We start from the raw sequence: 23,629 nt of genomic DNA, 5'->3' as shown, positions 1-23,629 counted from the left end.
TGTGACAGTTAAGGTCGCTGGCGGACCACTGAGAAGGAGTGAGAATGCTGCGGCTGGGGAAACGCGAGTTCGACGCGCACGAACCGGTGATCATGGCCATCGTGAACCGGACCCCGGACTCCTTCTACGACCAGGGGGCGACGTTCCAGGACGAGGCGGCGCTCACCCGCGTCGAGCAGGCCGTCGCCGAGGGGGCCGCGATCATCGACATCGGCGGCGTCAAGGCCGGTCCCGGTGAGGAGGTCACCGCCGAGGAGGAGGCGCGGCGCACCGTCGGCTTCGTCGCGGAGGTCCGGCGGCGCCACCCGTCCGTGGTCATCAGCGTCGACACCTGGCGGCACGACGTCGGCGAGGCGGTCTGCGCGGCGGGCGCCGATGTCCTCAACGACGCCTGGGGCGGCGTCGATCCAAAGCTCGCGGAGGTCGCCGCCCGGCACGGCGCGGGCCTGGTCTGCACCCATGCCGGGGGCGCCGAACCGCGTACCCGTCCGCACCGGGTGGCGTACGACGACGTGATGGCCGACATCCTGCGCGTCACGCTGGGGCTCGCTGAGCGCGCCGTGGAACTGGGCGTCCGGCGCGACGCGATCATGATCGATCCGGGGCACGACTTCGGGAAGAACACCCGGCACAGCCTGGAGGCGACCCGGCGGCTGGACGAGATGACCGACACCCGCTGGCCGGTGCTGGTCTCGCTCTCCAACAAGGACTTCGTCGGCGAGACCCTGGACAAGCCGGTCAAGGAGCGTGTCCTCGGCACCCTCGCGACCACCGCCGTCTCGGCCTGGCTGGGCGCGCAGGTCTACCGCGTCCACGAGGTCGCCGAGACCCGGCAGGTGCTGGACATGGTCGCGTCCATCGCCGGTCACCGGGCACCGGCGGTCGCCCGGCGCGGGCTGGCCTGACCGGCCCGGGGAGGGGGCGGGGCCGCGCCCGGCGGGCCCGCCGGAGGAAGCCGCGCCCGCCGGCCCGCGGGGAGGCGTCGGCGCTGCCCCGCGGGGAGGCCCTACCGCACCCCCGGCCCGACTTCCTTCGTCACCAGGGCGACCGCCTCTTCCACGTCGTCGCTGAGGTGGAAGAGCTCCAGGTCGCGCGGGGACGCCTTGCCCTCGGCGATCAGCGTCTCGCGCAGCCAGTCGACCAGGCCGCTCCAGTAGGCGGTGCCGAAGAGGACGATCGGGAAGCGGGTCACCTTCCGGGTCTGGACGAGGGTCAGTGCCTCGAACAGCTCGTCCAGGGTGCCCAGTCCGCCGGGCAGCACGACGAAGCCGCGGGCGTACTTCACGAAGCAGGTCTTCCGGACGAAGAAGTACCGGAAATCGACCCCGAGGTTCACGTACTCGTTCATGCCCTGCTCGAAGGGCAGCTCGATGCCGAGGCCCACAGAGGTGCCGCCGGCCTCGTGGGCGCCCCGGTTGGCCGCCTCCATGGCGCCGGGGCCACCGCCGGTGATCACCGAGAAACCGGCCTCCACCAGCGCCCGGCCGAGCTTCACACCGACCGCGTACTCGGCGGAGTCACGGAGCGTGCGGGCGGAGCCGAAGACGCTGACGGCGGGGCCGAGTTCGGCGAGCGCGCCGAAGCCCTCGACGAACTCCGACTGGATGCGCATCACCCGCCACGGATCGGTGTGCACCCACTCCGAGGAGCCCTCCGAGTCCAGCAGCCGCTGGTCCGTGGTGCTGTGCTGCACCTGGTCGTGACGGCGCAGTACGGGGCCCAGCCGCTGCTCCTCGGGGGCCGCTGCTCCTTCGAGACTGGCCATGTCGTGCTCCCTCCGCTGACAGATCGTTGCCGCTTCAGCGTAGATCCCGCGGTGGGCGGCGCGGACCGGTGCGCCCACCCGGGGCGGGCGCACCGCCGAGAACCGCGTCAGCTGGTCAGCCAGGCGCGCAGCCGCTCCTCGCAGTGGCCGATGCGCTCGGCGAGGACGCGCTCGTCCCGCTTGTGGGCGAGCAGCGGGTTGCCGGGGCCGTAATTCACGGCCGGGACGCCGAGGGCGCTGAAGCGGGAGACGTCGGTCCAGCCGAACTTGGGGCGCGCGGTGCCACCGACGGCTTCCATGAACGCCTTGGCGGCCGGGTGGGAGAGGCCCGGCAGTGCGCCCGGGGAGTGGTCATCGACGACGAACTCGTCCACCGGGCAGTCGGCGAAGACCTCCCGGACGTGCGCCAGCGCCTCTTCCGGGGTGCGGTCCGGGGCGTAGCGGAAGTTGACGGTGACGGTGCAGGCATCCGGGATGACGTTGTTGGCGACGCCGCCCTCGACGCGGACGGCGTTGAGGCCCTCGCGGTACTCCAGTCCGTCGATCATGGCGCGGCGCGGCCGGTACGCGGCGAGCTTCGTCAGGATCGGGGCGGCGGCGTGGAGCGCGTTCGACCCCATCCAGCCGCGGGCGGAGTGGGCGCGCTCACCGCTCGTGCGCAGCAGGACGCGCAGGGTGCCCTGGCAGCCTCCCTCGACCTCGCCGTCGGAGGATTCCAGGAGGACGGCGAAGTCGCCCTCAAGCCAGTCCGGGTGGGCGGCGGCGACGTGCCCGAGGCCGTTGAGGTGGGCGGCGACCTCTTCCTGGTCGTAGAAGACGAAGGTGAGGTCGCGGTTGGGCTCGGGGACGGTGGCGGCGACCCGGAGCTGGACGGCGACGCCGGACTTCATGTCGCAGGAGCCGCAGCCCCACAGGTAGCCCTCGTCGTCGAGGCGGGAGGGGACGTTGTCGGCGATCGGGACGGTGTCGAGGTGACCGGCGAGCACCACCCGCTCGGCGCGGCCCAGGTGGGTGCGGGCGACGATGTTGTTGCCGTAGCGGTCGACGGTGAGGTGGTCCAGCGCGCGCAGGGCGTGCTCGACGGCGTCGGCGAGGTCCTTCTCGTTGCCGCTCTCGGAGGGGAAGTCGACGAGCCGCGCGGTGAGCTCCGCGGCGTCGAGCGACAGGTCGAGGGCGGGGTGGTCTGTGGAGCGGTCCATACGCTCAACCCTAGAGCCTGCCGTCGGACTCCCGTCGTCCGCCCGGAGGGCAGAGCAGTCCGGGCGGCAGGCCCTGGCCCGCCGGGCTTCGCTACGGTGGGCCGCGTGCAAGCTTCCTCTCCCTCCCGTCGGCGGCGTCCGTGGCGTACCGCCGTGACCGTCGCCGCGCTGCTGGGCGCGGGGGCGTACGTCGCGGTGCAGCAGCTGACCGGCGGGCCCGGGGAGCCGCGGTGCACGGTGGCGGCGGCGGACGGCGGGGCGGCGTACGAGCTGAGTCCGGAGCGGGCGGCGAACGCGGCGACGATCTCGGCGGTGGCGTCCGCGCGGGGGCTGCGGCCGCGGGCGGTGACGATCGCGCTGGCGACGGCGATGCAGGAGTCCGGGCTGCGCAACCTCGGCCACGGCGACAAGGACTCCCTCGGCCTCTTCCAGCAGCGCCCCTCGCAGGACTGGGGCACGTCCCGGCAGATCATGGATCCGATCTACGCCGCCGGGGAGTTCTACGCGCATCTGGTGCAGGTGCCCGGCTACGAGCAGCTGCCGCTGACCGAGGCGGCGCAGCGGGTGCAGCGCAGCGGCTATCCGCTGGCGTACGCGAAGCACGAGACGGACGCGGCGCTGCTGGCCGACGCGCTGACCGGGCGCCGGGGCGCGGCACTGTCCTGCGTGGTGCCCCGCCCGGCGAAGGGTGCGGATACGGGCGGCGGGGGCGGCACGGACGCGGCGGGCACCGCGCGGGTGCGGGAGCGGCTGGTGCGGGAGTTCGGCGCCGGGGTGCTGTCCGAGCCGGGCGCCCAGGACGCCAAGGGCGCGGGCGGCGGGCGGACGCTGACCGTGCCGGTGGCGCGCTCCGGGGACGACGGCGGGGTGCGGCGCGGCTGGCAGGTGGCGCTGTGGTCGGTGGCCCACTCCGCCGAGCTGGGCGTCGAACAGATCTCTTACGCCGGGCGGACCTGGCGGGCGGCCGACGCCGAACAGGGCTGGCGGCGCGGCGCGGACCCCGGCGGCCCCGGTCCGGCGTCCGCCGTACGGATCACCACCGGGCAGTAGTCCGGCGCTTCCCTCCATCGGGGCACGCCCGCCCCTTCCCGGAACGATCGGGAGCGTGGCCCCGTCGCGGGCGACCGGGGAAGGTTAATTCCCTTACGGAACAAGGGATGCGGCAGCGCCGCGAGAGGCGGGCGGATGCGCATATTGCCCGCCTTTCGCCACGGCGGATTATGTGACGCGTTATCAATTCTTTACCGGACTTCACCGCAACCTTCGGAGGGCTGACGCGGTAGTCAGGGCGTCCGTCCGCCCGGCGGACTCGGCACCTCCGTGCCCATCTGTCAGAAGTACGCGCCCCTCTCCGTCAAAGGAGCACCATGTCCCTCCCCGTTACGCGCCGGATCGCCCGAGCCGCCCTGCTGGTCGCGGCGAGCGCGGCGCCCGTGGTCGCCGCGGCCGGTTCCGCGACCGCCGCGCCCCTGCCGAGCACGACCGACCTGGGCGGACTGACCACCCTGGACTCGCCGCGCACCAGCGAGACCGTCGACCAGGTCGCGCACGAAGGCGTCGGCCTGGTGAACGAGGCCGGTGGCGCGGCGGCGGAGAAGCTCGCCCCGGCGCTGGTGGAGACCGCGGGCCCGGTCGTCCAGCGGGCCGCGCCGACCACGCAGCACGCCGCCGGCACCGTCGGGAACATCCTCAGCAAGACCGGCAAGGACGGTCTGTCGACCGACACGCTGCCCACCAACGCGGTGAAGGGCGTGGCCGGCAACCTCCCGACGCAGGGGAAGGGCCTGCTCGGCGGCCTTCCCCTCGGCGGCTGACGGCAGGCGCAGCGGCGCCACGCAACGCGAAGGGGCCCGGGGAGTTCGCGCTCCCCGGGCCCCTTCGCGTACGGCTACGCGAGGCGGCGGACGGCCGCCTCGACGCGCTCGTCGGTCGCGGTGAAGGCGATCCGGACGAACCGGTCACCGGCCGGTCCGTAGAAGTCACCGGGGGCGACGAGAATGCCGCGCTCGGCGAGGTGGCCGACGGTGTCCCAGCAGGGCTCGTCGCGGGTCGCCCAGAGGTAGAGCGACGCCTCGCTGTGCTCGATGCGGAACCCGGCCGCCTCGAACGCGGTGCGCAGCGCGCTGCGGCGGCGGGCGTAGCGTTCGCGCTGCTCGGTGACGTGCGCGGTGTCGCCGAGGGCGGCGACGGTGGCCGCCTGGACGGGCGCGGCGACCATCATCCCGCCGTGCTTGCGGATCTGCAGCAGCTCACCGAGGACGGCGGCGTCGCCGACGAGGAACGCGGCGCGGTAACCGGCGAGGTTGGAGCGCTTGGAGAGCGAGTGCACGGCGACCAGGCCGTCGTGCGAGCCGCCGCAGACGTCCGGGTGCAGCACGGAGACCGGGTCGGCCTCCCAGCCCAGTTCGAGGTAGCACTCGTCGCTGACGACGAGGATGCCGTGCTCCCGCGCCCAGGCGACGATGCGGCGCAGTTCGTCGACGCCGAGGACCCGGCCGGTGGGGTTGGACGGCGAGTTGAGCCAGAGCAGCTTGATCCCGGCCGGGTCCAGGTCGGTCGGGTCGTCGTAGGCGACCGGTTCGGCGCGGGCGAGGCGGGCGCCGACCTCGTACGTCGGGTAGGCCAGGCGCGGGTGGGCGACCTTGTCGCCGGGGCCGAGGCCGAGCTGGGTGGGCAGCCAGGCGACCAGCTCCTTGGAGCCGACGACCGGCAGGACGTTCGCATGGCTCAGGCCGCGGGCGCCGAGGCGGTCGGTGGCCCAGACGGTGAGGGCGTCGCGGAGCGCGGGGGTGCCCCAGACCGTGGGATAGCCGTGACTGTCGGCCGCGTCGGTCAGCGCCGCGCGGATCAGCGCGGGCACCGGGTCGACGGGGGTGCCGACGGAGAGGTCGACGAGGCCGTCGGGGTGTGCGGCGGCCGTGGCCTTGTAGGGCTCCAGGCGGTCCCACGGGAAGACCGGAAGGAGGGAGGAGACTGCGCCCACGATGCTCTCTTTCTGGTGCGGGGTGACGTCGTCGGGGACGTCGGCGCGGGGGCCGGGTCCGGCGTCGCGGGTGCGCGCCGGGACCCGGAATGCGCGAAGGTCCCGCACGGCGGTCGGTGCCGTACGAGACCTTCGGGGCGCCGCGGGACCGCTTACTGATTCTGCGGCGGCAGCGCGGCGATGAAGGGGTGGTCGCGCTCGATCAGGCCGAGCTTGCTGGCACCACCGGGCGAGCCCAGCTCGTCGAAGAACTCCACATTCGCCTTGTAGTAGTCCTTCCACTCGTCAGGGGTGTCGTCCTCGTAGAAGATCGCCTCGACCGGGCAGACCGGCTCGCAGGCCCCGCAGTCGACGCATTCGTCCGGGTGGATGTACAAGGACCGGGAGCCCTCGTAGATGCAGTCGACGGGGCACTCCTCGATGCATGCCTTGTCCTTGACGTCGACACAAGGCTGCGCGATGACGTAGGTCACGCTGTCGTTCCTCCTCGGTAGGGCCGGCGGACCAATTGGCAGGCCGCCGCAGGGCGCGCGGGAGCGCGGCGTCGTCGATGCCCACACCTAGTATCTCCGTTCCCGGGCACGAGACGAACAAGAGGGGCGGGAAGAGCGGTGGAATTCATGACCGACGGTCGTGCTGAAGTTCGCATCACCCATGCTGACGTGGGCAAAAGGGTATCTGTCCGGCGGCGTACGGACGACAGTGCAGGTCAGTGGGCGTTCACGGACGCGGTCGGCGTGCTCACATCCTGGACCGACGGTGTGCTCATCATCACACGCAGGAATGGCGAGCAGGTCCGGGTCGGGGAAGAACTGCTGGTCGCGGCCAAGGTGGTGCCCGCGGCCCCGGCCCGGCGGCGGGGCCCGGCGGCCGATGTCCGGGAACTGACGGAGGTCGCCGCCCGCGGCTGGCCGGCGGTCGAGACCGCACATCTCGGCGGGTGGACACTGCGGGCGTCCGGCGGCTTCACCCGGCGGGCCAATTCGGTGCTGCCGCTCGGCGACCCCGGCGTCCCGCTGGACGAGGCGCTGGCGCACACCGTCCGGTGGTACACCGCGCGGTCCCTGCCGCCGGTCATCGCCGTCACCACCGGCCGCCCGGACGCCACCGAGGAGCTGGCCGACGGTCTGGAGCGGCGCGGCTGGACGGCGTCCGGCCACACCCTGGTGCGGACCGCCGCGCTGGCGCCGCTGGCCGACACCGGAGCGGACCTGACGCGGGTACGCCTGGACCGCGCGCCGGACGCGGCGTGGCTGGCGCGCTACCACCGGGCGGAGGGGCCGGTGCCCGAGGCGCGGGCGGTGCTGACCGGCGGTCCGTCGGTGTGGTTCGCGACGGTTGAGGGTGCGGACGGCGGCACGGAGGCGATCGGGCGCTGTGTGGTGGACGGCCGGTGGGCCGGGTTCGCGGCGGTCGAGGTGGCGCCCGGGGCGCGGCGCCGGGGGCTGGCCCGCCTGGTGATGGCGGCGCTCGCCGCCCGCGCCCTGGACGAGGGGGCGTCGGCCGCGTATCTCCAGGTCGAGGCGGACAACGCGGCGGCGCTCGGGCTCTACGACGGGCTCGGGTTCACCGATCACCACGGCTACCACTACCGGGCCGCGCCCGCGGCGGTGGCGCCCTGAGCGGGGCCGGGCCCGGCGGGCCCGAGGAGGCGGACGAGGCGCGCCGGGCACAGCGTCGGCGGTTCGCCGAGGAGGCGCGCGCCGAGCGTCCCGATCTCGTACTGCTGTGCCTGCTGATCGCGGCGGAGGGCGATCCGGCGCTGGACGAGGCGGGCATGGACGCCGTGCAGATCGCACTGGACGAACTGGCCGGTCAGCTGCCGTTCGCCCCGGAGGGCGGCCCGGCGGCGTGGGCCCGTAACGTCGGCGAACTGCTGGGCCGCCGTCTCGGTTTCGGCGGGACGCCCGCCGACTACCGGCGGCTGGAGTCGTCGCTGCTGCACGAGGTGGTACGGCGGCGGCGCGGGCTGCCGATCCTGCTGTCGGTGGTGTGGACGGAGGTCGCCCGGCGGGCCGGGGCGCCGGTGTACGGGGTGGCGCTTCCGGGCCATTTCGTCGTCGGGTTCGGCGATCCGCACGGGACGCATGTGCTGGCCGATCCGTTCGCCGGGGGCCGGTTGCTGTCCGACGCGGACGCGGCGGAGCTGGTGGCGGGCGCCGGGGCTGCGCTTACGGCGCCGATGCTGCTCCCCGCGGATCCGCTGGAAATCGTGGCGCGGATCCTCCGCAACATCCGGGCCTGGGCGCAGGCCCGCCCCGAGCACGGCCCGGTGGGCCTGTGGGCGGTCGAACTGGCCCTGCTGCTCCCCAGCCACCCGGCCCGGCTCCGCCACGACCACGCCCAACTGCTGGTGAACTGCGGCCGCTTCCTGGAGGGCGCCGCCGAGCTGGAGGAGTACGCCCGGGTGGTCGAGGCGGTGGACCCGGCGACGGCGGAGACGGTACGGGGGCGGGCGGCGGAGGCCCGGGCGCTGCTCAACTGAGGCCCTGCGGACGGGCATCGGGGCGAGCGCTTCGTTGCGGGGGCGGCGGCTCACCTCGGTACGGGGCCGCGGGCGGCGGCTCGCCTCGGTGCCGGGCCGGGGGCGGCGCACCCGTACGGTGCGGGCCCCGGTCACGTGGGCCCCGCGGACGCGTCCGCTCAGAGCCATCCCTTCTCGCGGGCCGTGCGGACCGCCTCCGCGCGGTTGCGGGCGCCGGTCTTGCGGATGGCGCTGGAGAGGTGGTTGCGGACGGTGCCCTGGGAGAGGTGGAAGTGGCGGGCCAGTTCGGCCTGGGTGCCGCCCTCATCCGCACGGACCAGGATCTCGCGTTCGCGGTCGGTGAGCGGGCTGACGCCGTCGGCGAGCGCGGCGGCCGCGAGCGCCGGGTCGATGACCCGCTCGCCGCCCAGCACCCGCCGTACGGCCTCGGCGAGACGGGCCGCGGGGGCGTCCTTGACCAGGAACGCGGCGGCGCCCGCCTCCATGGCGCGGCGCAGATAGCCGGGCCGCCCGAAGGTGGTGAGGATGACGATCCGGACGCCGGGCAGCGCGGTGTGCAGCTCCGCGGCCGCGTCCAGACCGCTCATTCCGGGCATCTCGATGTCGAGCAGCGCGACGTCGACGTCATGCTCCCGGGCCAGCGGTACGACCTCGTCGCCCCGGGACGCCTGGGCGACGACCCGCAGATCGTCCTCCAGCTCCAACAGCGCGGCCAGCGCCTCCCGGACCATGGACTGGTCCTCGGCGAGCAGCAGACGGATCATGCGGCCAGCTTACGGGCGGTCCCCGCAGCCGGGGCGCGCGGTCCCGAGCCCGTGCGGCCCGGGGCGCACGGGTTCCGGGGCCGGGCGCCGGGCCCTCCCCGAACCGCCGCCGGGCTACCGTGCCGGTTCGGAGGCGGGCGGCGCCGCGGGAGCCTCGTCCGCCGGACCATCCCCGGCCTCGTCCGCCCCGTCCTCCTCCAGCAGCGGCACGACCGCCGCGAGCAGGAAGCCCCGGCCCTCGGCCGACCCCGTCTCCACCTGCCCGCCGGTCAGGGCCAGCCGTTCGCGGAGGCCGCCGAGCCCGTTGCCGTCCGCGGTGCCGCGCGGGGCGCCGACGCCGTCGTCGGAGACGGTCAGGCGCAGCGCGGGCGAGCCGTCCGGACCGGCCTCCTCGGTGAGCCGCAGGGTGCAGCACCCGGCCCCGCTGTGCCGGACGACGTTGGTGACGGCCTCGCGCAGCGCCCAGGCCAGCGCGCCCTCGACCGCCTCCGGCAGCGGGCGATCCCGCTCCAGGGCCGGGTCGACGTCGGCGGTGATCCGGGCGGTGCGCAACGCGGCGCGGGCCCCGGCCAGTTCGACGGCGAGGCGGGGCCTGCGGTAGCCGGTGACGGCCTCGCGTACGTCCACCAGGGCCTGTCTGCTGACCCGTTCGATGTCGGCGACCTGCGCCGCGGCGTCCTCGGGCCGGGCGGGCAGCATCCGGCCCGCCAGCTCGCTCTTGAGCGTGATCAGCGAGAGCGAGTGGCCCAGCAGATCGTGCAGGTCACGGGCCATCCGCAGCCGTTCGTCGTTGGCGGCGAGGCGGGCGACCTCCTCCCGCGCGGCGCGCAGCTCCTTCGTCGTACGGATCAGGTACTGCACTCCGATCATCGTGTAGCCGCTGCCGAGCGCCGGGAGGGCGTACGCGAAGAGGTAGTAGCCGCGGACCTCGGGGAAACGGAAGCCGAGGGGCAGCAGGACGACGGTGACGACCGGGACGGACCAGCGGGCGTGCTCCCACGGCAGGACGACGCCGGTGGCCACCGAGGTGAAGAGGAACAGCACCAGCCAGGTGGCGCCGAGGTTCCAGGCGAGGACGGCGGAGAGCACCAGCAGCGCGGCGAGCGGCGGGTAGACCGCCCGCGGTGTGACGCCCCGCCACAGGTGCCGGAAGACCAGCGCGAAGTAGAGCGCCACGTACACCGCGAGGCCGGTGGCGCCCAGGACGCGGGTGGTGAGCGGGGCGGAGCCGGTGAAGAGGTCGGCGATCGGGCCGGCGAGGTAGAGCATCCAGACGGCGACCCACAGCGCCTTGGAGACGGCCTGCCGCCGGGTGCGGGGCGGCTGCCCCACCCTGATCGGGTGGGGCTCCTCGGCCCCGTGCTCCGTTGTCACCGTCGTCATGCCTTCCGGGTGTCCTTGCGGTACAGCCAGGCCGCGCCGCTCATGAAGAGCGCCAGATATACCAGGAGGATCGCGACGTCCTTCAGGTGCGGTGCGCTGCCGCCCTCGATGGCGGTGCCCAGGGCGGTGTACGCGTGGGTGGGGACGTACTCCGCGATGTTCTGCACCCACTGCGGCAGGATCGTCAGCGGCATCCACAGGCCGCCGAGGAACGCCAGGCCGAAGTAGCAGAGCATGCTGATCGGGCGGACCGCGTCGCCGGTGGCGAGGTAGCCGATGGCGACGCCGAGGGCGGCGAAGACGAAGCTGCCGAGCCAGGTGGCGGCGGCGATGCCGGCCCACTGCCAGGCGTCGAGGCGGACGCCCTTGACCAGCGCGCCGGCGAGCAGCACCAGCACGATCGACGGCAGGCTGACGGTGGCGGCCGCGGCGATCTTGGCGGTGACGTAGCCGCGGCCGGGCAGCGCGGTCAGCCGCAGCTGCCGCACCCAGCCCCGCTCGCGCTCCTTGGCGATCTGCTCGCTGTTGCCGAGGAGGACGGCGGTCATGGCGCCGAAGGCAGCCATCGCGACCATGTAGTAGAGCCCCATGTCGAGCTTCATCCCGGGCATCGGGCTGCCGCCCGCGCCGCCCGCGATGATCAGGTAGAGACCCGGCGGATAGATCACCGAGAAGAACATGAACTTCTTGTTCCGCAGCGCGCGGCGGATCTCCAGCGTGATCAGGGTGGTCATCGTCCCGCCTCCCCGGCGGTGGTGGTGTCGGTGGCGGCGGTGAGGGCGAGGAACGCCTGCTCCAGGCCGAGCCCGGCGACCTCCAGGTTCCGCGGGTACAGGCCGAGGCCGTAGACCGCGTGGACGGTCGCGTCGGCGTCGTGCGACTGGATGCGGACGGTGCGGCCGGAGACCTCCAGCGCCGTGAGGGCGGGCAGCGCGCGCAGCGCCTCGCGATCGACGGTGCCGTCCAGGTCGAAGGCGATCCGGCGGGCCCCGGCGCGGGCCTTGATCTCGGTGGCGGTGCCGTCGGCGAGGACCCGGCCGCGGTGCAGCACGATGACGCGGTCGGCGATGGCGTCGGCCTCTTCGAGGTAGTGCGTGGCGAAGAGGACGGTACGGCCCTGCTCGGCCTGGGCGCGCATGGTGCCCCAGAACGCCTGGCGGGCCGAGACGTCCATGCCGGTGGTCGGCTCGTCCAGCACGATCAGGTCGCCCGCGCCCGCGGTGGCGAGGGCGAAGCGGACCCGCTGCTCCTGGCCGCCGGAGAGCTTGTCGACCATGCGGTCGGCGATGTCGGTGAGGTCGGCGGCGCGCAGGATGTCGTCGAGCGGGTACGCGCGGGGGTGCAGGTCCCGGGCGAGGCCGACCAGTTCGCGGACCTTGACGCCCTGCATCAGGCCGCCGCTCTGCAGCATCGCGCCGACCTTGCCCTGGGCGATGGCCCGCTGCGGGGTGGTGCCGAAGACGCCGACGGTGCCGGTGTCGGGGGTGCGCAGCCCGAGGAGCAGGTCGAGGGTGGAGGACTTGCCGGCGCCGTTGGGGCCGAGCAGGGCGACCGTCTCGCCCGGGTGCAGCTCCAGGTCGATGCCGTCCACGGCGCGCACCGTGCCGTACCGCTTGGTGACCCCGCGGAAGCTGACCACGGGGGCCGGGCCCGGCCGGCGCGTGGCGGCCGGGGCCGCGGTTGAGGTTGTCGTCATGCCGTCAAGTTTCGCTGGTGGCGGGTGGCCGCGGCAGTGTCGGCTGTCCGCACTCCGTCATGACATCTGTCATGCGACAGGCCCCCGCGGTCGCTCCGTGGGAGCTGTCGCGGGGGCCTGTCGCCGGGGTGCGGGGCCCGTCAGCCGGCGTCCCCGCCGATGGTCTGCACCCGGTCGGCGGGCGTGGTGCCCTGGAGCGCCAGCTGCACGGCGCTGGCCACCTCGGCGGGCGTGACCGGCTTCTTGCTGCCGTCGCCCTTGGTGAGCAGGACGCCGTTGAAGGTGTCGCCGTAGAGCGCCTGGAGGGCGGCCCTGTCGTAGTACGGGACGAGGCTGCCGTCGGCGCCCGGCCGGAAGGAGAGGAACTTCGGGATGGACTTCTGCGGGCTGAACGACACGGTGTGCGCGGCGTCCGTGCGGACGGTGACCAGGCCGGACATCGCGGGCTCGGCGAACTGCTTGAGCGCCTTGTCCACGGCCTCCTTGGAGACCCGGGGCCGCTGCGTGGAGGCGGCCAGTGTCAGCGTCGGCTGGGTGCCGGTGGTGACGCGCTCGCGGTAGGCGTCGGCGACCTTCGTCTTGGACGCGGCGACGTCGACGGCCTTGTGCGGCTTGCCGTAGTGCGGGACGGCCCGGCCACCGGCGAAGGTGATGCCGCCCTCGCCCGGCTCCGCGCCGCCGGAGCCGCCCGCGACCTGGCGCAGCGCGATCTCCAGCTTCTCGTCGTCGGTGGTCATCGAGGGCTGCGCGGTACGGGCGACGCCGAAGAGCGAGCCGATGACGGACACCGGGTTGTAGTCCCGGCCGGAGGCGTTGCGGACGGTGGCCTGCACATCGATGCCGAGGCCCGCCTTGACCGGGTCGAGGCTCTGCTCGGCGCCGTCGACGGTGAGCTTCAGCGGCTGGTCGGTGCGGTCCTTGAGCGCCGCCTCCAGCTTCTTGACGGCCTCGTCCTTGGCCTGCCCGCCGATGTCCACACCGAGCGCGCTGGTGTTGTTGGGCACGTCGGCGTGGTCGAGGAGCAGCCCGGCGCCGTAGGCGACCGCGGCGAGGACGACGACTCCGGCGCCCACCAGGACCAGCTTGTTGCGGCCCTTCTTCTTCGTCGGGTTGATCGGCTCCGGGATCTTGGGGAGCGACGCCGGGGCGGCGGCCGCACCGTCCTTGCCGGAAGCCCCCGACGGACCGTCCGGTGCGGGGACCCTCGGGATGCCGCCGACGAGGGTGTCGCCGGAGACGCGGTCGCGGGCACCCGAGCGGGGCCCGGGGCCCTTGGGCCCCTTGGGCGACGGCGACTTCGGGCCACCGGCGGGGCCGCCCGCCGGGCCCGCGGTGAGCCCGCCCGTGATGCCGGACGGGGCACCGCCGCCGGACCCGGCGACCGGCGCGGCGGCGTCGCCGCGCGCCCCCGGGTCGCTGAAGCCGGGCGGCAGGGTGACCGCGCTCCTGCCCCGGGCGGGCCCGGTGGTGGGACCGCTGGGCGCCGCGGCCGCGGGCGTGTCGAACGGGCTGAGGTCACCGGCGGGCGCGTCGAACGGCGAGGCGGCGCCGGGCGCCGGGGCGTCGAACGGCGAGGTCTCGCGGGCCGGGCGGCCACCGCCGTCGAACGGCGAGAGGCCGAGCGGGTCACCGCCGGACGGCTCGGCGCCCCCGGCCGGGGCGTCCGAGAAGTACGGCATGTCGGGGCGCGACGGCGCGGCGCCGCCCGCGTCCGGCGCACCGGGCACCGGGTGCGAGCCGGTGGTGGGCGAGGCGCCGGGCGCCGGGTGCGAGCCCGTCGTGGACGAGGCGCCGGGCGCCCGGTGCGAGCCGGTCGTCGAGGACGCGCTCTGGCCCTTGCGGGGGGCGAACCAGGAGCTGGTGGTCTCGCCGGAGCCGGTCGGGGCGCCGGGCCGGGCCGTCGCGCCGCCGGGGCGCTGGGCCGCGGGCGCGCGGCGCGGGAGCCGGGGCGCGGTGCCCGCCGGGTCCGCCGCCGCGTCGGGGCCGGGCGCGGCGCCCTCCCCTGACGTGCCATTCGCTCCGGTCGCCCCGTTCGCTGCGCTCATGCCGGACTCCTCCCCCACGGGCTTGCGCACGACGACGGGCGGGATGGGCCGCGAACCCGGAATGTTGATTTTGATCCGCGTCGTCAGCGTGGTCTCGGTCTTCTGCTCCTCCGGCTGCGCGGCGGCACCGGTCGCCGCCTCACCTTCTCCCCTGGGGGTGCCGTACGGCGGCGTTCCCGAGGGGTAGACGGCGTTGCCCCGGCCCTGGGGGCCGGAGGACGAACTGTCAGATTCACGACTCAAAGCAAGTTCTCCCGGTTGGCTCCGCCGCTCGTCAGAGTTGATCCCGGGCCCAGGGTCCGGCGTCATACTCCCGTCGTCCGCCCGGAGGGCGGGCCTCGCGTCGCGCGGCAGGCGGGAGTGTGACGACAGGCCCTAGGACCGGGGAAGCGCCCCGAGGGCGGCGCGGCGGCGCGCACCACCATACTGGCCGCCGCACAGGGGTACCCGAAGAGCACGGGAAGACCACGACGACGGGCGAACCCCCGGCGCGCGGCCAACTCACCCCGTGCGCTACGGATTGTGTGCGGGTATGAGGCCCGTCATCAGGCGGCCCGGCCGGGCGGTGCACCCAGCGCCCGCCGCTGCGCCGCGGTGGCGCAGATCACAGCCACCAGGATCCCGCCCAGCAGGAAGAGGTACGAGCCGAGCCCGGCGCCGAAGAGGAAGTCACCCTCCGGACGGGTGGTGCCCAGCAGCAGGAAGACGGTGACCAGCCAGGCGGCGCCCGGCACCAGCACCCCGGAGACGGTCTCGGTGGCCCGGCCGCCGCCGTACAGCAGACCGGTGAGACCGGCCAGCGACAACAGCAGTCCGCCGGGGAACCACGCGGCCTGGAGCAGCGCCCCGGCGGGCGCGACCAGCACCCCGCCGACCAGCAGCAGGACGTACAGCGCGATCCGGCCCGGCGTCACCGGCCGGGCCATCGCCGCCGCGGCGCCGCCCCCGCCGCCGCCCGCGGGGCGCGCGCCGGTACCACCCGCCCGTGTCCGGGGAGTGCCGTTCTTCTTCTCCGCGCTCATGCGCCCGCTTCCTGGTGGCCGTCGGTGAGATGCGCGCCCGTGGGGCCCTCGGAGAGGCCCGCGAAGAGGTCATGCTCGCGGCCGTCCGCCGCCGGGGCGGCCGTGCCCTGGACGAGCCGGTAGTACTCGGTGCCGAAGAGCGGCTGCCCGAGGTCGTTGGAGAGGGCGAAGAACGGGCCGTCGACCGCGATCTGGGTGGCGTGCGCCCGCATCGCGGCGGTCTTCGCCGCGCGGTGCGCCGCCTCGCCCGCGATCTCCGCGGTGACCTCACCGTCCGCCACGACGCCGGGGACGTCGTCGACGGCGGCGATGCCGGGGAAGGAACGGCCCGCGGCGCGCAGGGCCGCGAAGCCCTTCTCGACCTCCGAGCGGGGGCTGCAGTTCCAGTAGATCTTTTCGATCGCACACGGTGCGCCGAGGTCCGGCCGGAACGCGCCGTCGGCGGCCAGCTCCGCCGCGCGCATCGCGACGCGGTGCGCCTGGATGTGGTCGGGGTGGCCGTAGCCGCCGTCCGGGTCGTAGGTGACCAGGACCTGCGGGCGGACCTCGCGGACGACGGCGACGAGAGGGGCCGCCGCCTCGTCGAGCGGCGCCGCCCAGAAGGCGCCGGGACGGTCGTTCTGCGGGGCGCCCCTCATCCCGGAGTCGCGGTAGCGTCCCGCACCGCCCAGGAAGCGGTGGTCGGCGACGCCGAGCGCGGCCATCGCGTCGGCCAGCTCCCCGACGCGGTACGGGCCGAGCGCGTCGTCCCGGTCGGGCGCCAGATGCGCCAGCTCGGGCGGGATGACCTCGCCCTCCTCGCCGCGGGTGCAGGTCACGAGCGTGACGTGGGCGCCCTCGGCGGCATACCTGGCCATCGTGACGCCGTTGTTGATGGACTCGTCGTCCGGGTGCGCGTGCACCAGCAGCAGACGGCGGGGCCGGTCGGCGCCGGGGCGCGCGGGCGGGGTGGGGGCGGGCTCCGTCATGGGAACAGCCTACGAGCCGGGGCCCGCGCCCGGCACACGCGCCCGGCGGCGGCCACGGCACCCGTGACCGGCGGCCACGGCACCGGCCGCGCCCGGCCCACGCGCCACCGGCACCGCGCCCGGGCGCACCCCGTACGCCCGCGCCGCGGCACCCACCGGGCGCGGACATGCCGCCGCCCGGTCCCCGGGGCGTGGTCCGGGGGCCGGGCGGGCGGCGCGGGCGTGGTGTCGCAGGCCCTACGCGCTGTACGTCAGAATTTGATACCCCCGAGCATCCCGGCGACGTTCGTCGTCAGCTGCTTGATCGTCGGGGCCACGGACGAGCTGGCGAGATAGAAGCCCAGCAGCATGCACACAAACGCATGCCCGCCCTTCAGCCCGGCCTTCTTGACCAGCAAGAAGACGATGATCGCCAGCAGCACCACCGCCGAAATCGAGAGTGCCACGGCGGTTCACCTCCAAGTACGCACGGACCGGACAGATATGAGGGGGCGAAACCGCCGTCGCGGCTCAACTCCCGGGAATGCAAAGGGCTCTTTACCCCGCACCCACTACGCGCAAGGGATCATAACTTTCCGGGCGCGCGCATATGTCGGTGCACGGGAGCAGACGAGGGGCGCACGCCGGATTCGCTGGTGCGACGGCTGGCGTTCCGGCCCCCGGGCCGGGCGGTATCCCAAGTTCCGTCCGCGGGCCGGGCGTACGCCCTAGGCTCGGCCTCATGACCGGACAGCCTGCTTCTGTGCCCTTTCCGCGCCAGCACGCCCGTACGCAGCGCTTCACGCTGGGCGCCCCGCGCGGCTACACCGTCTCCCCGGACGGCGGCCGCGTCGTCTTCCTCCGCTCCGGCTCCGGCACCGACCGGACCCAGCGGCTGTGGGTCCTCGACGTCGCCGAGGGCCGGGAGTTCACCGCCGCCGATCCGCTCGCCCTGCTGTCCGGTGCCGAGGAGGAGCTGTCGGCGACCGAACGGGCCCGCCGGGAGCGCACCCGGGACGGCTCGGCGGGCATCGTCGGCTACGCCGTGGACGCGGCGGTCGAGGTGGCAGCGTTCGCGCTGTCGGGCCGCCTGTTCATCGCCGAGCTGCGGGCCGGGACCGCACGCGAGCTCCCCGCCACGGGCACGGTGGTGGACCCGCGCCCCTCGCCCGACGGCCGGTATGTGGCGTACGTCGCGGACGGCGCGCTGCGGGTGGTGCCGGCGGACGGCGGCGACGGCGCGGACGGCGACGGCGGCGGTGACCGGGCGCTGGCCATTCCGGACGGGCCCGAAGTGACCTGGGGGCTCGCGGAGTTCATCGCCGCGGAGGAGATGGGCCGCCACCGCGGCTTCTGGTGGTCACCGGAGAGCGACCGGCTGCTGGTGGCGCGGGTCGACACCGCTCCGGTGCGCCGTTGGTGGATCGCCGACCCGGCGCACCCGGACCGGAAGCCCGCCGAGGTCGCGTACCCGGCGGCGGGCACCCCCAACGCCGAGGTGACGGCGGCCTTCCTGGGTCTCGACGGGTCCCGGACGGACGTGGCATGGGACCGCGAGCGATTCCCCTATCTCACGCGGGTGCACTGGTCGGCGGCGGGCCCGCCGCTGCTGCTCGTCCAGAGCCGCGACCAGCGCACCCAGCGTTATCTGGCGGTCGATCCGGAGACCGGCGCGACGCGCACGGTGCGCGAGGAGACGGACCCGGTGTGGAACGAGCTGGTCCCGGGCGTCCCGGCGTGGACGCCGGACGGACGGCTCGTCCGGATCGCGGACACCCCTGAGAGCGCGGACGGCGCGGAGCCCGGCGCGCGGCGGCTGTTCGCCGGGGACCGGGCGCTGACGGCGGCGCCGCTGCATGTCCGCGCGGTGCTGGACATCGGCGAGGACGACATCCTGTTCGCGGCGAGCGGCCCGCAGATGCACGACATCGGCGTCCACCGCGTACGTCACCGCGGCGACGGCCCGGCGGTCCCGGAGCGGGTCGGCGCCCGTCCGTACCCGACGGTGACGTCGGCGGTGCGCGGCGGCGAGGTGGTGGTGCTGTCGCAGGCGTGCCTGGAGCGGCCCGGGGCCCGGGTCGAGGTGGTGCGGCTGGGTGCGGACGGCGCCGAGGAGACCGTCGCAGCGATCGGCTCGTACGCCCAGGAGCCGGTGCTGACGGCGCGGCCGCGGCTGGTTCTCGCCGGGGAGCGGGAGATTCCGTGCGCGGTACTGCTGCCGGACGGCTACACGGAGGGCGACGGTCCGCTGCCGGTGCTGCTGGACCCGTACGGCGGGCCGCACGGCCAGCGGGTGGTCGCGGCGCACCACGCCCACCTGACGTCGCAGTGGTTCGCGAACCAGGGCTTCGCGGTGGTCGTCGCGGACGGCCGGGGCACCCCGGGACGCTCCCCCGCCTGGGAGAAGGCGGTCTCCCGGCGGGTCGCGGAGGTGGCGCTCCAGGACCAGGTGGACGCCCTCCAGGCGCTGGCCGAGCGCTTCCCGCTGGACCTGACGCGGGTCGCGATCCGTGGCTGGTCGTTCGGCGGCTATCTCGCGGGGCTGGCCGCACTGCGCCGCCCGGACGTCTTCCACGCGGCGGTGGTCGGCGCCCCGGTCACCGATCTGCGGCTGTACGACACCCACTACCAGGAGCGGTATCTCGGCCACCCGGACGAGGAGCCGTCGGTGTACGCGGCGAACTCGCTGCTCACGGACGAGGGGCTGTCCGGGGCGCGGGAGCCGCACCGGCCGATGATGATCATCCACGGGCTGGCGGACGACAACGTCGTGGTGGCGCACTCCCTGCGGCTCTCCTCCGCCCTGCTGGCGGCGGGCCGTCCACACGAGGTGCTGCCGCTGTCCGGGGTGACGCACATGACGCCGCAGGAGCAGGTGGCGGAGAACCTGCTGCTGCTCCAGGTGGACTTCCTGAAGCGGTCGTTGGGCCTCCGCGACGCGGACTGACGGGTGCGGCGGTACGGGCTCCGGCCGGGGTGGCCGTTCGCCCCCCGGTCGGCCCGTGACACCGCACGGCCGTACGCAGTTCAGCAAGACGCGTCCGTATATCGGTGATGCGACGGTCAAGTTGCCGTCGCGTTACGGCAATTGAACACCTTATGTCCGTTATTCCGTACATCTCCCGAGGGTGTCAAGCACGCCCTGGCGTCAATCTGCGCAATCTTCGCTCAAGAAGCGAACCGCCTGCACATCAGCGCCCCCGATCCCCTTGACTCCGCCATAAATCACTTGCGAAAGTCCGCTCATCCAGCGGTGCGACCGGCGCCGCTTCACGTTCCAAGAGAACTCGGCGCGGGGGCACTTCGCGATGACTAGTCCATCCCAGACCGCGGCTGCACAGTCCGACACCCCAGGGCTGGAGCCGGAGGGTCTGAAGAAGGAGAAGAACAAGGGCGGTGAGCTCGTCGGCCGTTCCCCCGGCCAACTGATGTGGGCGCGGTTCAAGCGGGACCGCACCGGCGTGATCTGCGCCATCGTCGTCCTGGCATTCTTCGCCGTCTCGGCACTGGCCCCCGTCATCGCGTCGCTGTACGGCAAGGACCCCTACACGTTCTACTCCAACAGCGACCCGAACCTCCTCGACGAGTTCGGCTTCCCCTCGGGCCCGAACGGCGGTGTCTCCGGCGACTTCTGGTTCGGCGTCGAGCCCCAGCTGGGCCGTGACCTGTTCACCCAGCTGCTGTACGGCATGCGGACCTCGCTGGGCATCTCGGTCGCCGTAACGATTCTGGTGGTCCTCACCGGCACCATCCTGGGTGTCACCGCCGGCTACCTCGGCGGGCGCACCGACTACTGGCTCGGCCGGGTCATGGACTTCCTGATGGCCTTCCCCAGCCAGCTGACGTTCGTGGCGTTCATGCCCGTCGTCGTGGCGCTCTTCGTGCCGCCGGGCGACGAGACCCCCACGTACATCCGTGTGGTGGCGCTGATCCTCGTCCAGTGGGCGCTGGGCTGGATGGGTCTGGCGCGACTCCTGCGCGGTCAGGTCCTCTCGCTCCGTGAGCGGGAGTTCGTGGAGGCGGCGAAGATCACCGGCGCCTCGCCCTGGCGGATCATCCGCAAGGAGCTGCTGCCGAACGTGGTCACGCCGATCCTGGTCCAGAGCACCTACATGCTCCCGCTGTTCGTGACCGCGGAGGCGGGCCTGTCCTACCTCGGCGTCGGGATCATGGAGCCGACCCCCGACTGGGGCCGCCTCTTCCGCACCGCGGGCAACATCTACGAGAGCGACCCGACCTTCCTGCTCTTCCCGGGCGCCGCGATGGTCATCTTCGTCCTCTGCTTCAACCTGCTCGGGGACTCGGTCCGGGACGCCTTCGACCCCAAATCCGGGCGCTGAGAGTCCACTTGAGGGGGGCCGCTGTCGCCCCCGCACCGGCCTCCCACCGGAAGCGTCAGACAGCACATCAGGACACCAAACTGACAGGCAGGTGCTTGACCTCATGAACGCACTCTCCACGCGCAGAGCACGCGCGACCATAGTCGCCCTGGCGGCCGGTTCGCTCGCACTCACCGGATGCAGCGCCGGCAGCGGCAGCGGCAAGGACAAGTCCCAGACCGACGCCGACGCGGCGTCGCAGTCGGGCACCGTCCCCCTCGGCACCGCGGCCGACTCGACCGGCCCGGCCAAGGAGGTCAAGGACGCCAAGTCCGGCGGCACCATCCGCGTCTACCAGCGTGACAGCTTCAACCACCTGGACCCGGCGCAGATGTACGTCAGCGACATGAAGGCGCTGTCGCAGCTGATCTTCCGCGGGCTCACCAGCTTCCAGCAGGACGACAGCGGCAAGCAGAAGGTCGTCGGCGACCTCGCCACCGACGCCGGGCAGATGTCCGACGGCGGCAAGACCTGGAAGTACACGCTCAAGGACGGCATCAAGTTCGAGGACGGCACGCCGATCACCTCGAAGGACATCCGCCACACCTTCGAGCGCACCTACGCGAAGTTCATCACCGACGGCCCCACCTACATCCAGCAGTGGCTGTCGGGCGGCGGCACCACGTACCGCAAGGCGCTGCCGGACGGCCCGTACAAGGGCGACCACCTGCCGAAGAGCGTCCTGGACACCCCGGACGAGAAGACCATCGTCTTCCACTTCAAGCAGCCCCAGTCGCAGCTGCCCTACGCGCTGACCATGCCGGGCTACAGCGTGGTCCCGGACGGCGCCAAGGACACCCAGGACAACTACGACGTCAAGCCGGTCACCTCCGGCCCGTACAAGATCGCGTCCTTCAAGGCCGGCAAGTCCATGCAGCTGGTGCGCAACACCAACTGGGACCCGAAGACCGACGCGATGCGGCACCAGTACCCGGACGGGTACAACATCACCTTCAACCACCAGCCGTCGGACTCCACCAAGCGGCTGATGGCCGACCAGGGTGAGGCCAAGAACGCCGTCAGCTTCACCAACCCGGTCGAGCCGACGACGACCAAGCAGGTGCTGAGCGACCCCAGCGCCAGCAAGCGCCTGGTGCAGGGCTACCAGCCCTACGTGTGGCAGATGAACTTCAACATGGACCGCATCAAGGACAAGCGGATCCGTGACGCCATCACCTACGCGCTGCCCAGCAGCCAGATCGTCCGGGTCAACGGCGGCAGCTACGGCGGCGAGGTCGCGGGCGGTCTGCTCGCCCCCACCGTCGCGGGCTACAAGAAGGGCTACGACCCCTACGGCAAGCTGTCGCACCCCAACGGTGAGCCGGAGAAGGCCGCGAAGCTGCTGAAGGAGGCGGGCAAGAAGGGCATGAAGCTCGTCTACGCCTACTCCAACACCGAGGCCCGCCAGAAGGAGGCCGTCCTCATCGAGGACGCGCTGAACAACGCCGGCTTCAACGTGCAGAAGAAGGAGGTCGACTCGGCCTCCTGGTACCAGCAGATGGGCAAGGTCGACAACGGCTTCGACATCTACATGACCGGCTGGGGCCAGGACTGGCCGGACGCCTCCACGGTGATCCCGCCGTCGTACGACGGCACCACCATCCAGGACGGCTCGTCGAACTACTCGCACGTCAACGACAAGCACGTGAACGCCGAGATCGCCCGCATCAGCAAGATCGCTGACGCGAAGAAGGCGACCGAGGAGTGGGAGAAGCTGCACCAGTACATCGTGGAGAAGGTCAACCCGGCAGCCCCGGTCTTCTACACGAAGATGCTCCAGCTCTACGGCTCGAACATCGGCGGCGCCCGTTACAACAACGACGTCAGCTACCTCGACCCGAACACGCTCTTCCTCAAGAAGTAAGCGTCCGGAAGGCACTCCGGAGGGCGCGCGCACGGCGGAGCGCGCGCTCTCCGGGGCCTTCGCCACCACCCCTCATCGCCCACAGCCGCCGCCGTCCTGAGAGCAGCGAACTGTCATGCTTCCCTTTCTATTTCGCCGGACGTTCGGCGCGATCGTCACCCTCATCCTGCTGAGCGCCGTCACCTTCTTCGTGTTCTTCGCGGTCGGCGACCCGGCCCTGATGGCCTGCGGTAAGAACTGCACCGCCGACAACGTCGCCCTGATCCACCAGAACCTCGGCCTCGACAAGCCCCTGCCGACGCAGTACTGGGACTTCCTGTCCGGCATCTTCGTCGGCCGCGACTACAGCATTGGGCACTGCAGCGCCCCCTGCTTCGGCTACTCGTTCGCCACCAAGCAGGACGTCTGGGCGACGATGGTGGACCGGCTGCCCACCACCGCCTCGCTGGCCCTCGGTGGCGCCGTCGCGTTCCTCGTCATCGGCATCGGCGCCGGTCTGCTCGCCGCGTGGAAGCGCGGCACCTTCCTGGACAAGGCCGTCACCAGCGTCTCGATGATCCTCAGCTCGGTGCAGATCTACATCCTCGGCCCCATCGTCCTGGGCATCTTCGTCTACAGCGGCGTGATGGACTCCCCGAAGTACGTGGACCTGACCAGCAACCCGGCCGGCTGGTTCATGGGCCTGCTGCTGCCGTGGCTGGTGATGTCGACGATCTTCACCGCGCAGTACACCCGTATGTCCCGCTCGACGATGATCGAGCAGCTCCAGGAGGAGCACGTCCGCACCGCCAAGGCGAAGGGCATGCCGGCGCGTTACGTCTTCCTCCGCTACGCCTGGCGCGGTTCGCTGATCCCCATCGTCACCATCCTCGGCATGGACCTCAGCGCGCTGTTCGGCGGCGCCATGATCACCGAGTTCACCTTCTCGCTCGCCGGTATCGGCCGGCTGGCGATCGACTCCGTCATCACCCTCGATCTGCCCATGGTGCTGGGCGTGATGCTCTTCAGCGCCGCCCTGATCCTGGTGTTCAACATCATCGTGGACGCGGCCTACGCCTTCATCGACCCGCGCGTGCGCCTGTCCTAGGAGAGCCTGA

Annotated in this window: 21 protein-coding genes; 9 read left to right on the top strand and 12 right to left on the bottom strand. The window is 73.1% G+C overall.

Annotated features, from left to right (window positions below):
* Positions 1–44: 44 nt before the first annotated feature.
* Positions 45–905 carry a dihydropteroate synthase gene (folP, locus tag OG422_RS20880; protein ID WP_405744282.1) on the top strand — a complete coding sequence of 287 codons (861 nt, stop codon included), beginning with the start codon at positions 45–47 and terminating at the stop codon, positions 903–905.
* Between the two features lie 101 nt (positions 906–1,006).
* Here folP and OG422_RS20875 read toward each other — a convergent pair whose 3' ends face one another.
* Together OG422_RS20875 and dapE are read right to left on the bottom strand one after the other, a co-directional pair.
* Positions 1,007–1,765, bottom strand: a complete 759-nt coding sequence (locus OG422_RS20875; RefSeq protein WP_405744280.1) for a TIGR00730 family Rossman fold protein — start codon at positions 1,763–1,765, stop codon at positions 1,007–1,009.
* A gap of 107 nt (positions 1,766–1,872) precedes the next feature.
* On the bottom strand, positions 1,873–2,964 hold the full coding sequence (gene dapE, locus OG422_RS20870; RefSeq protein ID WP_405744277.1) for a succinyl-diaminopimelate desuccinylase: 1,092 nt from the start codon (positions 2,962–2,964) through the stop codon (positions 1,873–1,875).
* A gap of 96 nt (positions 2,965–3,060) precedes the next feature.
* Between dapE and OG422_RS20865 the strand changes: the two genes are divergently transcribed.
* Together OG422_RS20865 and OG422_RS20860 are read left to right on the top strand one after the other, a co-directional pair.
* Positions 3,061–4,014 carry a heavy metal transporter gene (locus tag OG422_RS20865; protein ID WP_405744274.1) on the top strand — a complete coding sequence of 318 codons (954 nt, stop codon included), beginning with the start codon at positions 3,061–3,063 and terminating at the stop codon, positions 4,012–4,014.
* Positions 4,015–4,331: 317 nt separating this feature from the next.
* Positions 4,332–4,778, top strand: coding sequence for an ATP-binding protein (locus OG422_RS20860; protein ID WP_405744272.1), 447 nt, complete (start codon positions 4,332–4,334; stop codon positions 4,776–4,778).
* A gap of 74 nt (positions 4,779–4,852) precedes the next feature.
* On the opposite strand, the gene dapC is transcribed toward OG422_RS20860, so the two are convergent.
* Both dapC and fdxA read right to left on the bottom strand, forming a co-directional pair.
* Positions 4,853–5,947 carry a succinyldiaminopimelate transaminase gene (gene dapC, locus OG422_RS20855; RefSeq protein ID WP_405747934.1) on the bottom strand — a complete coding sequence of 365 codons (1,095 nt, stop codon included), beginning with the start codon at positions 5,945–5,947 and terminating at the stop codon, positions 4,853–4,855.
* A 152-nt stretch (positions 5,948–6,099) separates the two neighbouring features.
* The gene (fdxA, locus tag OG422_RS20850) at positions 6,100–6,420 is read right to left on the bottom strand and encodes a ferredoxin (RefSeq protein ID WP_004950253.1); all 321 of its coding nucleotides are present in this window, start codon (positions 6,418–6,420) and stop codon (positions 6,100–6,102) included.
* Between the two features lie 138 nt (positions 6,421–6,558).
* Between fdxA and OG422_RS20845 the strand changes: the two genes are divergently transcribed.
* Together OG422_RS20845 and OG422_RS20840 are read left to right on the top strand one after the other, a co-directional pair.
* Positions 6,559–7,569 carry a GNAT family N-acetyltransferase gene (locus OG422_RS20845; protein WP_405744270.1) on the top strand — a complete coding sequence of 337 codons (1,011 nt, stop codon included), beginning with the start codon at positions 6,559–6,561 and terminating at the stop codon, positions 7,567–7,569.
* Positions 7,566–8,432, top strand: coding sequence for a tetratricopeptide repeat protein (locus tag OG422_RS20840; protein WP_405747933.1), 867 nt, complete (start codon positions 7,566–7,568; stop codon positions 8,430–8,432). Before OG422_RS20845 ends, OG422_RS20840 begins: the two co-directional genes overlap by 4 nt.
* Before the next feature lie 158 nt (positions 8,433–8,590).
* On the opposite strand, the gene OG422_RS20835 is transcribed toward OG422_RS20840, so the two are convergent.
* The 8 genes from OG422_RS20835 to OG422_RS20800 all read right to left on the bottom strand — a co-directional run bounded on the left by OG422_RS20835 (position 8,591) and on the right by OG422_RS20800 (position 16,756).
* Positions 8,591–9,196 (bottom strand): response regulator, encoded by a 606-nt coding sequence (locus OG422_RS20835; RefSeq protein ID WP_405744267.1) that lies wholly within the window; start codon positions 9,194–9,196, stop codon positions 8,591–8,593.
* Between the two features lie 114 nt (positions 9,197–9,310).
* The gene (locus OG422_RS20830; protein ID WP_405744264.1) at positions 9,311–10,579 is read right to left on the bottom strand and encodes a sensor histidine kinase; all 1,269 of its coding nucleotides are present in this window, start codon (positions 10,577–10,579) and stop codon (positions 9,311–9,313) included.
* Positions 10,576–11,313, bottom strand: a complete 738-nt coding sequence (locus OG422_RS20825) for an ABC transporter permease (protein WP_143941655.1) — start codon at positions 11,311–11,313, stop codon at positions 10,576–10,578. The genes OG422_RS20830 and OG422_RS20825 overlap by 4 nt, the downstream gene beginning before the upstream one ends.
* A complete protein-coding gene (locus tag OG422_RS20820) occupies positions 11,310–12,275 on the bottom strand; it encodes an ABC transporter ATP-binding protein (RefSeq protein WP_405744260.1) in 966 nt (321 codons plus the stop codon). The genes OG422_RS20825 and OG422_RS20820 overlap by 4 nt, the downstream gene beginning before the upstream one ends.
* A 140-nt stretch (positions 12,276–12,415) precedes the next feature.
* Positions 12,416–14,563, bottom strand: coding sequence for a hypothetical protein (locus OG422_RS20815; RefSeq protein WP_405744257.1), 2,148 nt, complete (start codon positions 14,561–14,563; stop codon positions 12,416–12,418).
* A gap of 302 nt (positions 14,564–14,865) precedes the next feature.
* Complete coding sequence (locus tag OG422_RS20810; protein WP_405744255.1) at positions 14,866–15,342, bottom strand: DUF6113 family protein; 477 nt, start codon at positions 15,340–15,342, stop codon at positions 14,866–14,868.
* Positions 15,339–16,310: an N-acetyl-1-D-myo-inositol-2-amino-2-deoxy-alpha-D-glucopyranoside deacetylase gene (gene mshB / locus OG422_RS20805; protein WP_405744252.1), complete on the bottom strand. Its 972-nt coding sequence runs from the start codon at positions 16,308–16,310 to the stop codon at positions 15,339–15,341. The genes OG422_RS20810 and mshB overlap by 4 nt, the downstream gene beginning before the upstream one ends.
* A gap of 251 nt (positions 16,311–16,561) precedes the next feature.
* Positions 16,562–16,756, bottom strand: a complete 195-nt coding sequence (locus OG422_RS20800) for a hypothetical protein (protein ID WP_030287173.1) — start codon at positions 16,754–16,756, stop codon at positions 16,562–16,564.
* A gap of 275 nt (positions 16,757–17,031) precedes the next feature.
* Between OG422_RS20800 and OG422_RS20795 the strand changes: the two genes are divergently transcribed.
* From OG422_RS20795 to OG422_RS20780, 4 genes are all read left to right on the top strand, one after another.
* Positions 17,032–19,236, top strand: coding sequence for a prolyl oligopeptidase family serine peptidase (locus OG422_RS20795; protein WP_405744249.1), 2,205 nt, complete (start codon positions 17,032–17,034; stop codon positions 19,234–19,236).
* Between the two features lie 361 nt (positions 19,237–19,597).
* Positions 19,598–20,629 carry an ABC transporter permease gene (locus OG422_RS20790; RefSeq protein WP_405744247.1) on the top strand — a complete coding sequence of 344 codons (1,032 nt, stop codon included), beginning with the start codon at positions 19,598–19,600 and terminating at the stop codon, positions 20,627–20,629.
* Between the two features lie 103 nt (positions 20,630–20,732).
* Positions 20,733–22,532 carry an ABC transporter substrate-binding protein gene (locus OG422_RS20785; RefSeq protein ID WP_405744244.1) on the top strand — a complete coding sequence of 600 codons (1,800 nt, stop codon included), beginning with the start codon at positions 20,733–20,735 and terminating at the stop codon, positions 22,530–22,532.
* A 115-nt stretch (positions 22,533–22,647) separates the two neighbouring features.
* Positions 22,648–23,619, top strand: coding sequence for an ABC transporter permease (locus OG422_RS20780; protein WP_143942897.1), 972 nt, complete (start codon positions 22,648–22,650; stop codon positions 23,617–23,619).
* Positions 23,620–23,629 lie beyond the last annotated feature (10 nt).

This window comes from Streptomyces sp. NBC_01525 (assembly GCF_045040405.1).
GTDB classification, from domain to species: Bacteria; Actinomycetota; Actinomycetes; order Streptomycetales; family Streptomycetaceae; genus Streptomyces; species Streptomyces benahoarensis.
Note: the sequence above shows the minus strand (reverse complement) of the source record. Positions and strands in the feature narration are given on the sequence as shown.

What these genes read in the sequence shown, in the direction of transcription:
- folP (WP_405744282.1), top strand. Translation starts at nt 45, where the DNA reads ATGCTGCGGCTGGGGAAACGCGAGTTCGACGCGCACGAACCGGTGATC.
- OG422_RS20875 (WP_405744280.1), bottom strand. Translation starts at nt 1,765, where the DNA reads ATGGCCAGTCTCGAAGGAGCAGCGGCCCCCGAGGAGCAGCGGCTGGGC.
- dapE (WP_405744277.1), bottom strand. Translation starts at nt 2,964, where the DNA reads ATGGACCGCTCCACAGACCACCCCGCCCTCGACCTGTCGCTCGACGCC.
- OG422_RS20860 (WP_405744272.1), top strand. Translation starts at nt 4,332, where the DNA reads ATGTCCCTCCCCGTTACGCGCCGGATCGCCCGAGCCGCCCTGCTGGTC.
- OG422_RS20835 (WP_405744267.1), bottom strand. Translation starts at nt 9,196, where the DNA reads ATGATCCGTCTGCTGCTCGCCGAGGACCAGTCCATGGTCCGGGAGGCG.
- OG422_RS20830 (WP_405744264.1), bottom strand. Translation starts at nt 10,579, where the DNA reads ATGACGACGGTGACAACGGAGCACGGGGCCGAGGAGCCCCACCCGATC.
- OG422_RS20825 (WP_143941655.1), bottom strand. Translation starts at nt 11,313, where the DNA reads ATGACCACCCTGATCACGCTGGAGATCCGCCGCGCGCTGCGGAACAAG.
- OG422_RS20820 (WP_405744260.1), bottom strand. Translation starts at nt 12,275, where the DNA reads ATGACGACAACCTCAACCGCGGCCCCGGCCGCCACGCGCCGGCCGGGC.
- OG422_RS20810 (WP_405744255.1), bottom strand. Translation starts at nt 15,342, where the DNA reads ATGAGCGCGGAGAAGAAGAACGGCACTCCCCGGACACGGGCGGGTGGT.
- mshB (WP_405744252.1), bottom strand. Translation starts at nt 16,310, where the DNA reads ATGACGGAGCCCGCCCCCACCCCGCCCGCGCGCCCCGGCGCCGACCGG.
- OG422_RS20795 (WP_405744249.1), top strand. Translation starts at nt 17,032, where the DNA reads ATGACCGGACAGCCTGCTTCTGTGCCCTTTCCGCGCCAGCACGCCCGT.
- OG422_RS20790 (WP_405744247.1), top strand. Translation starts at nt 19,598, where the DNA reads ATGACTAGTCCATCCCAGACCGCGGCTGCACAGTCCGACACCCCAGGG.
- OG422_RS20785 (WP_405744244.1), top strand. Translation starts at nt 20,733, where the DNA reads ATGAACGCACTCTCCACGCGCAGAGCACGCGCGACCATAGTCGCCCTG.
- OG422_RS20780 (WP_143942897.1), top strand. Translation starts at nt 22,648, where the DNA reads ATGCTTCCCTTTCTATTTCGCCGGACGTTCGGCGCGATCGTCACCCTC.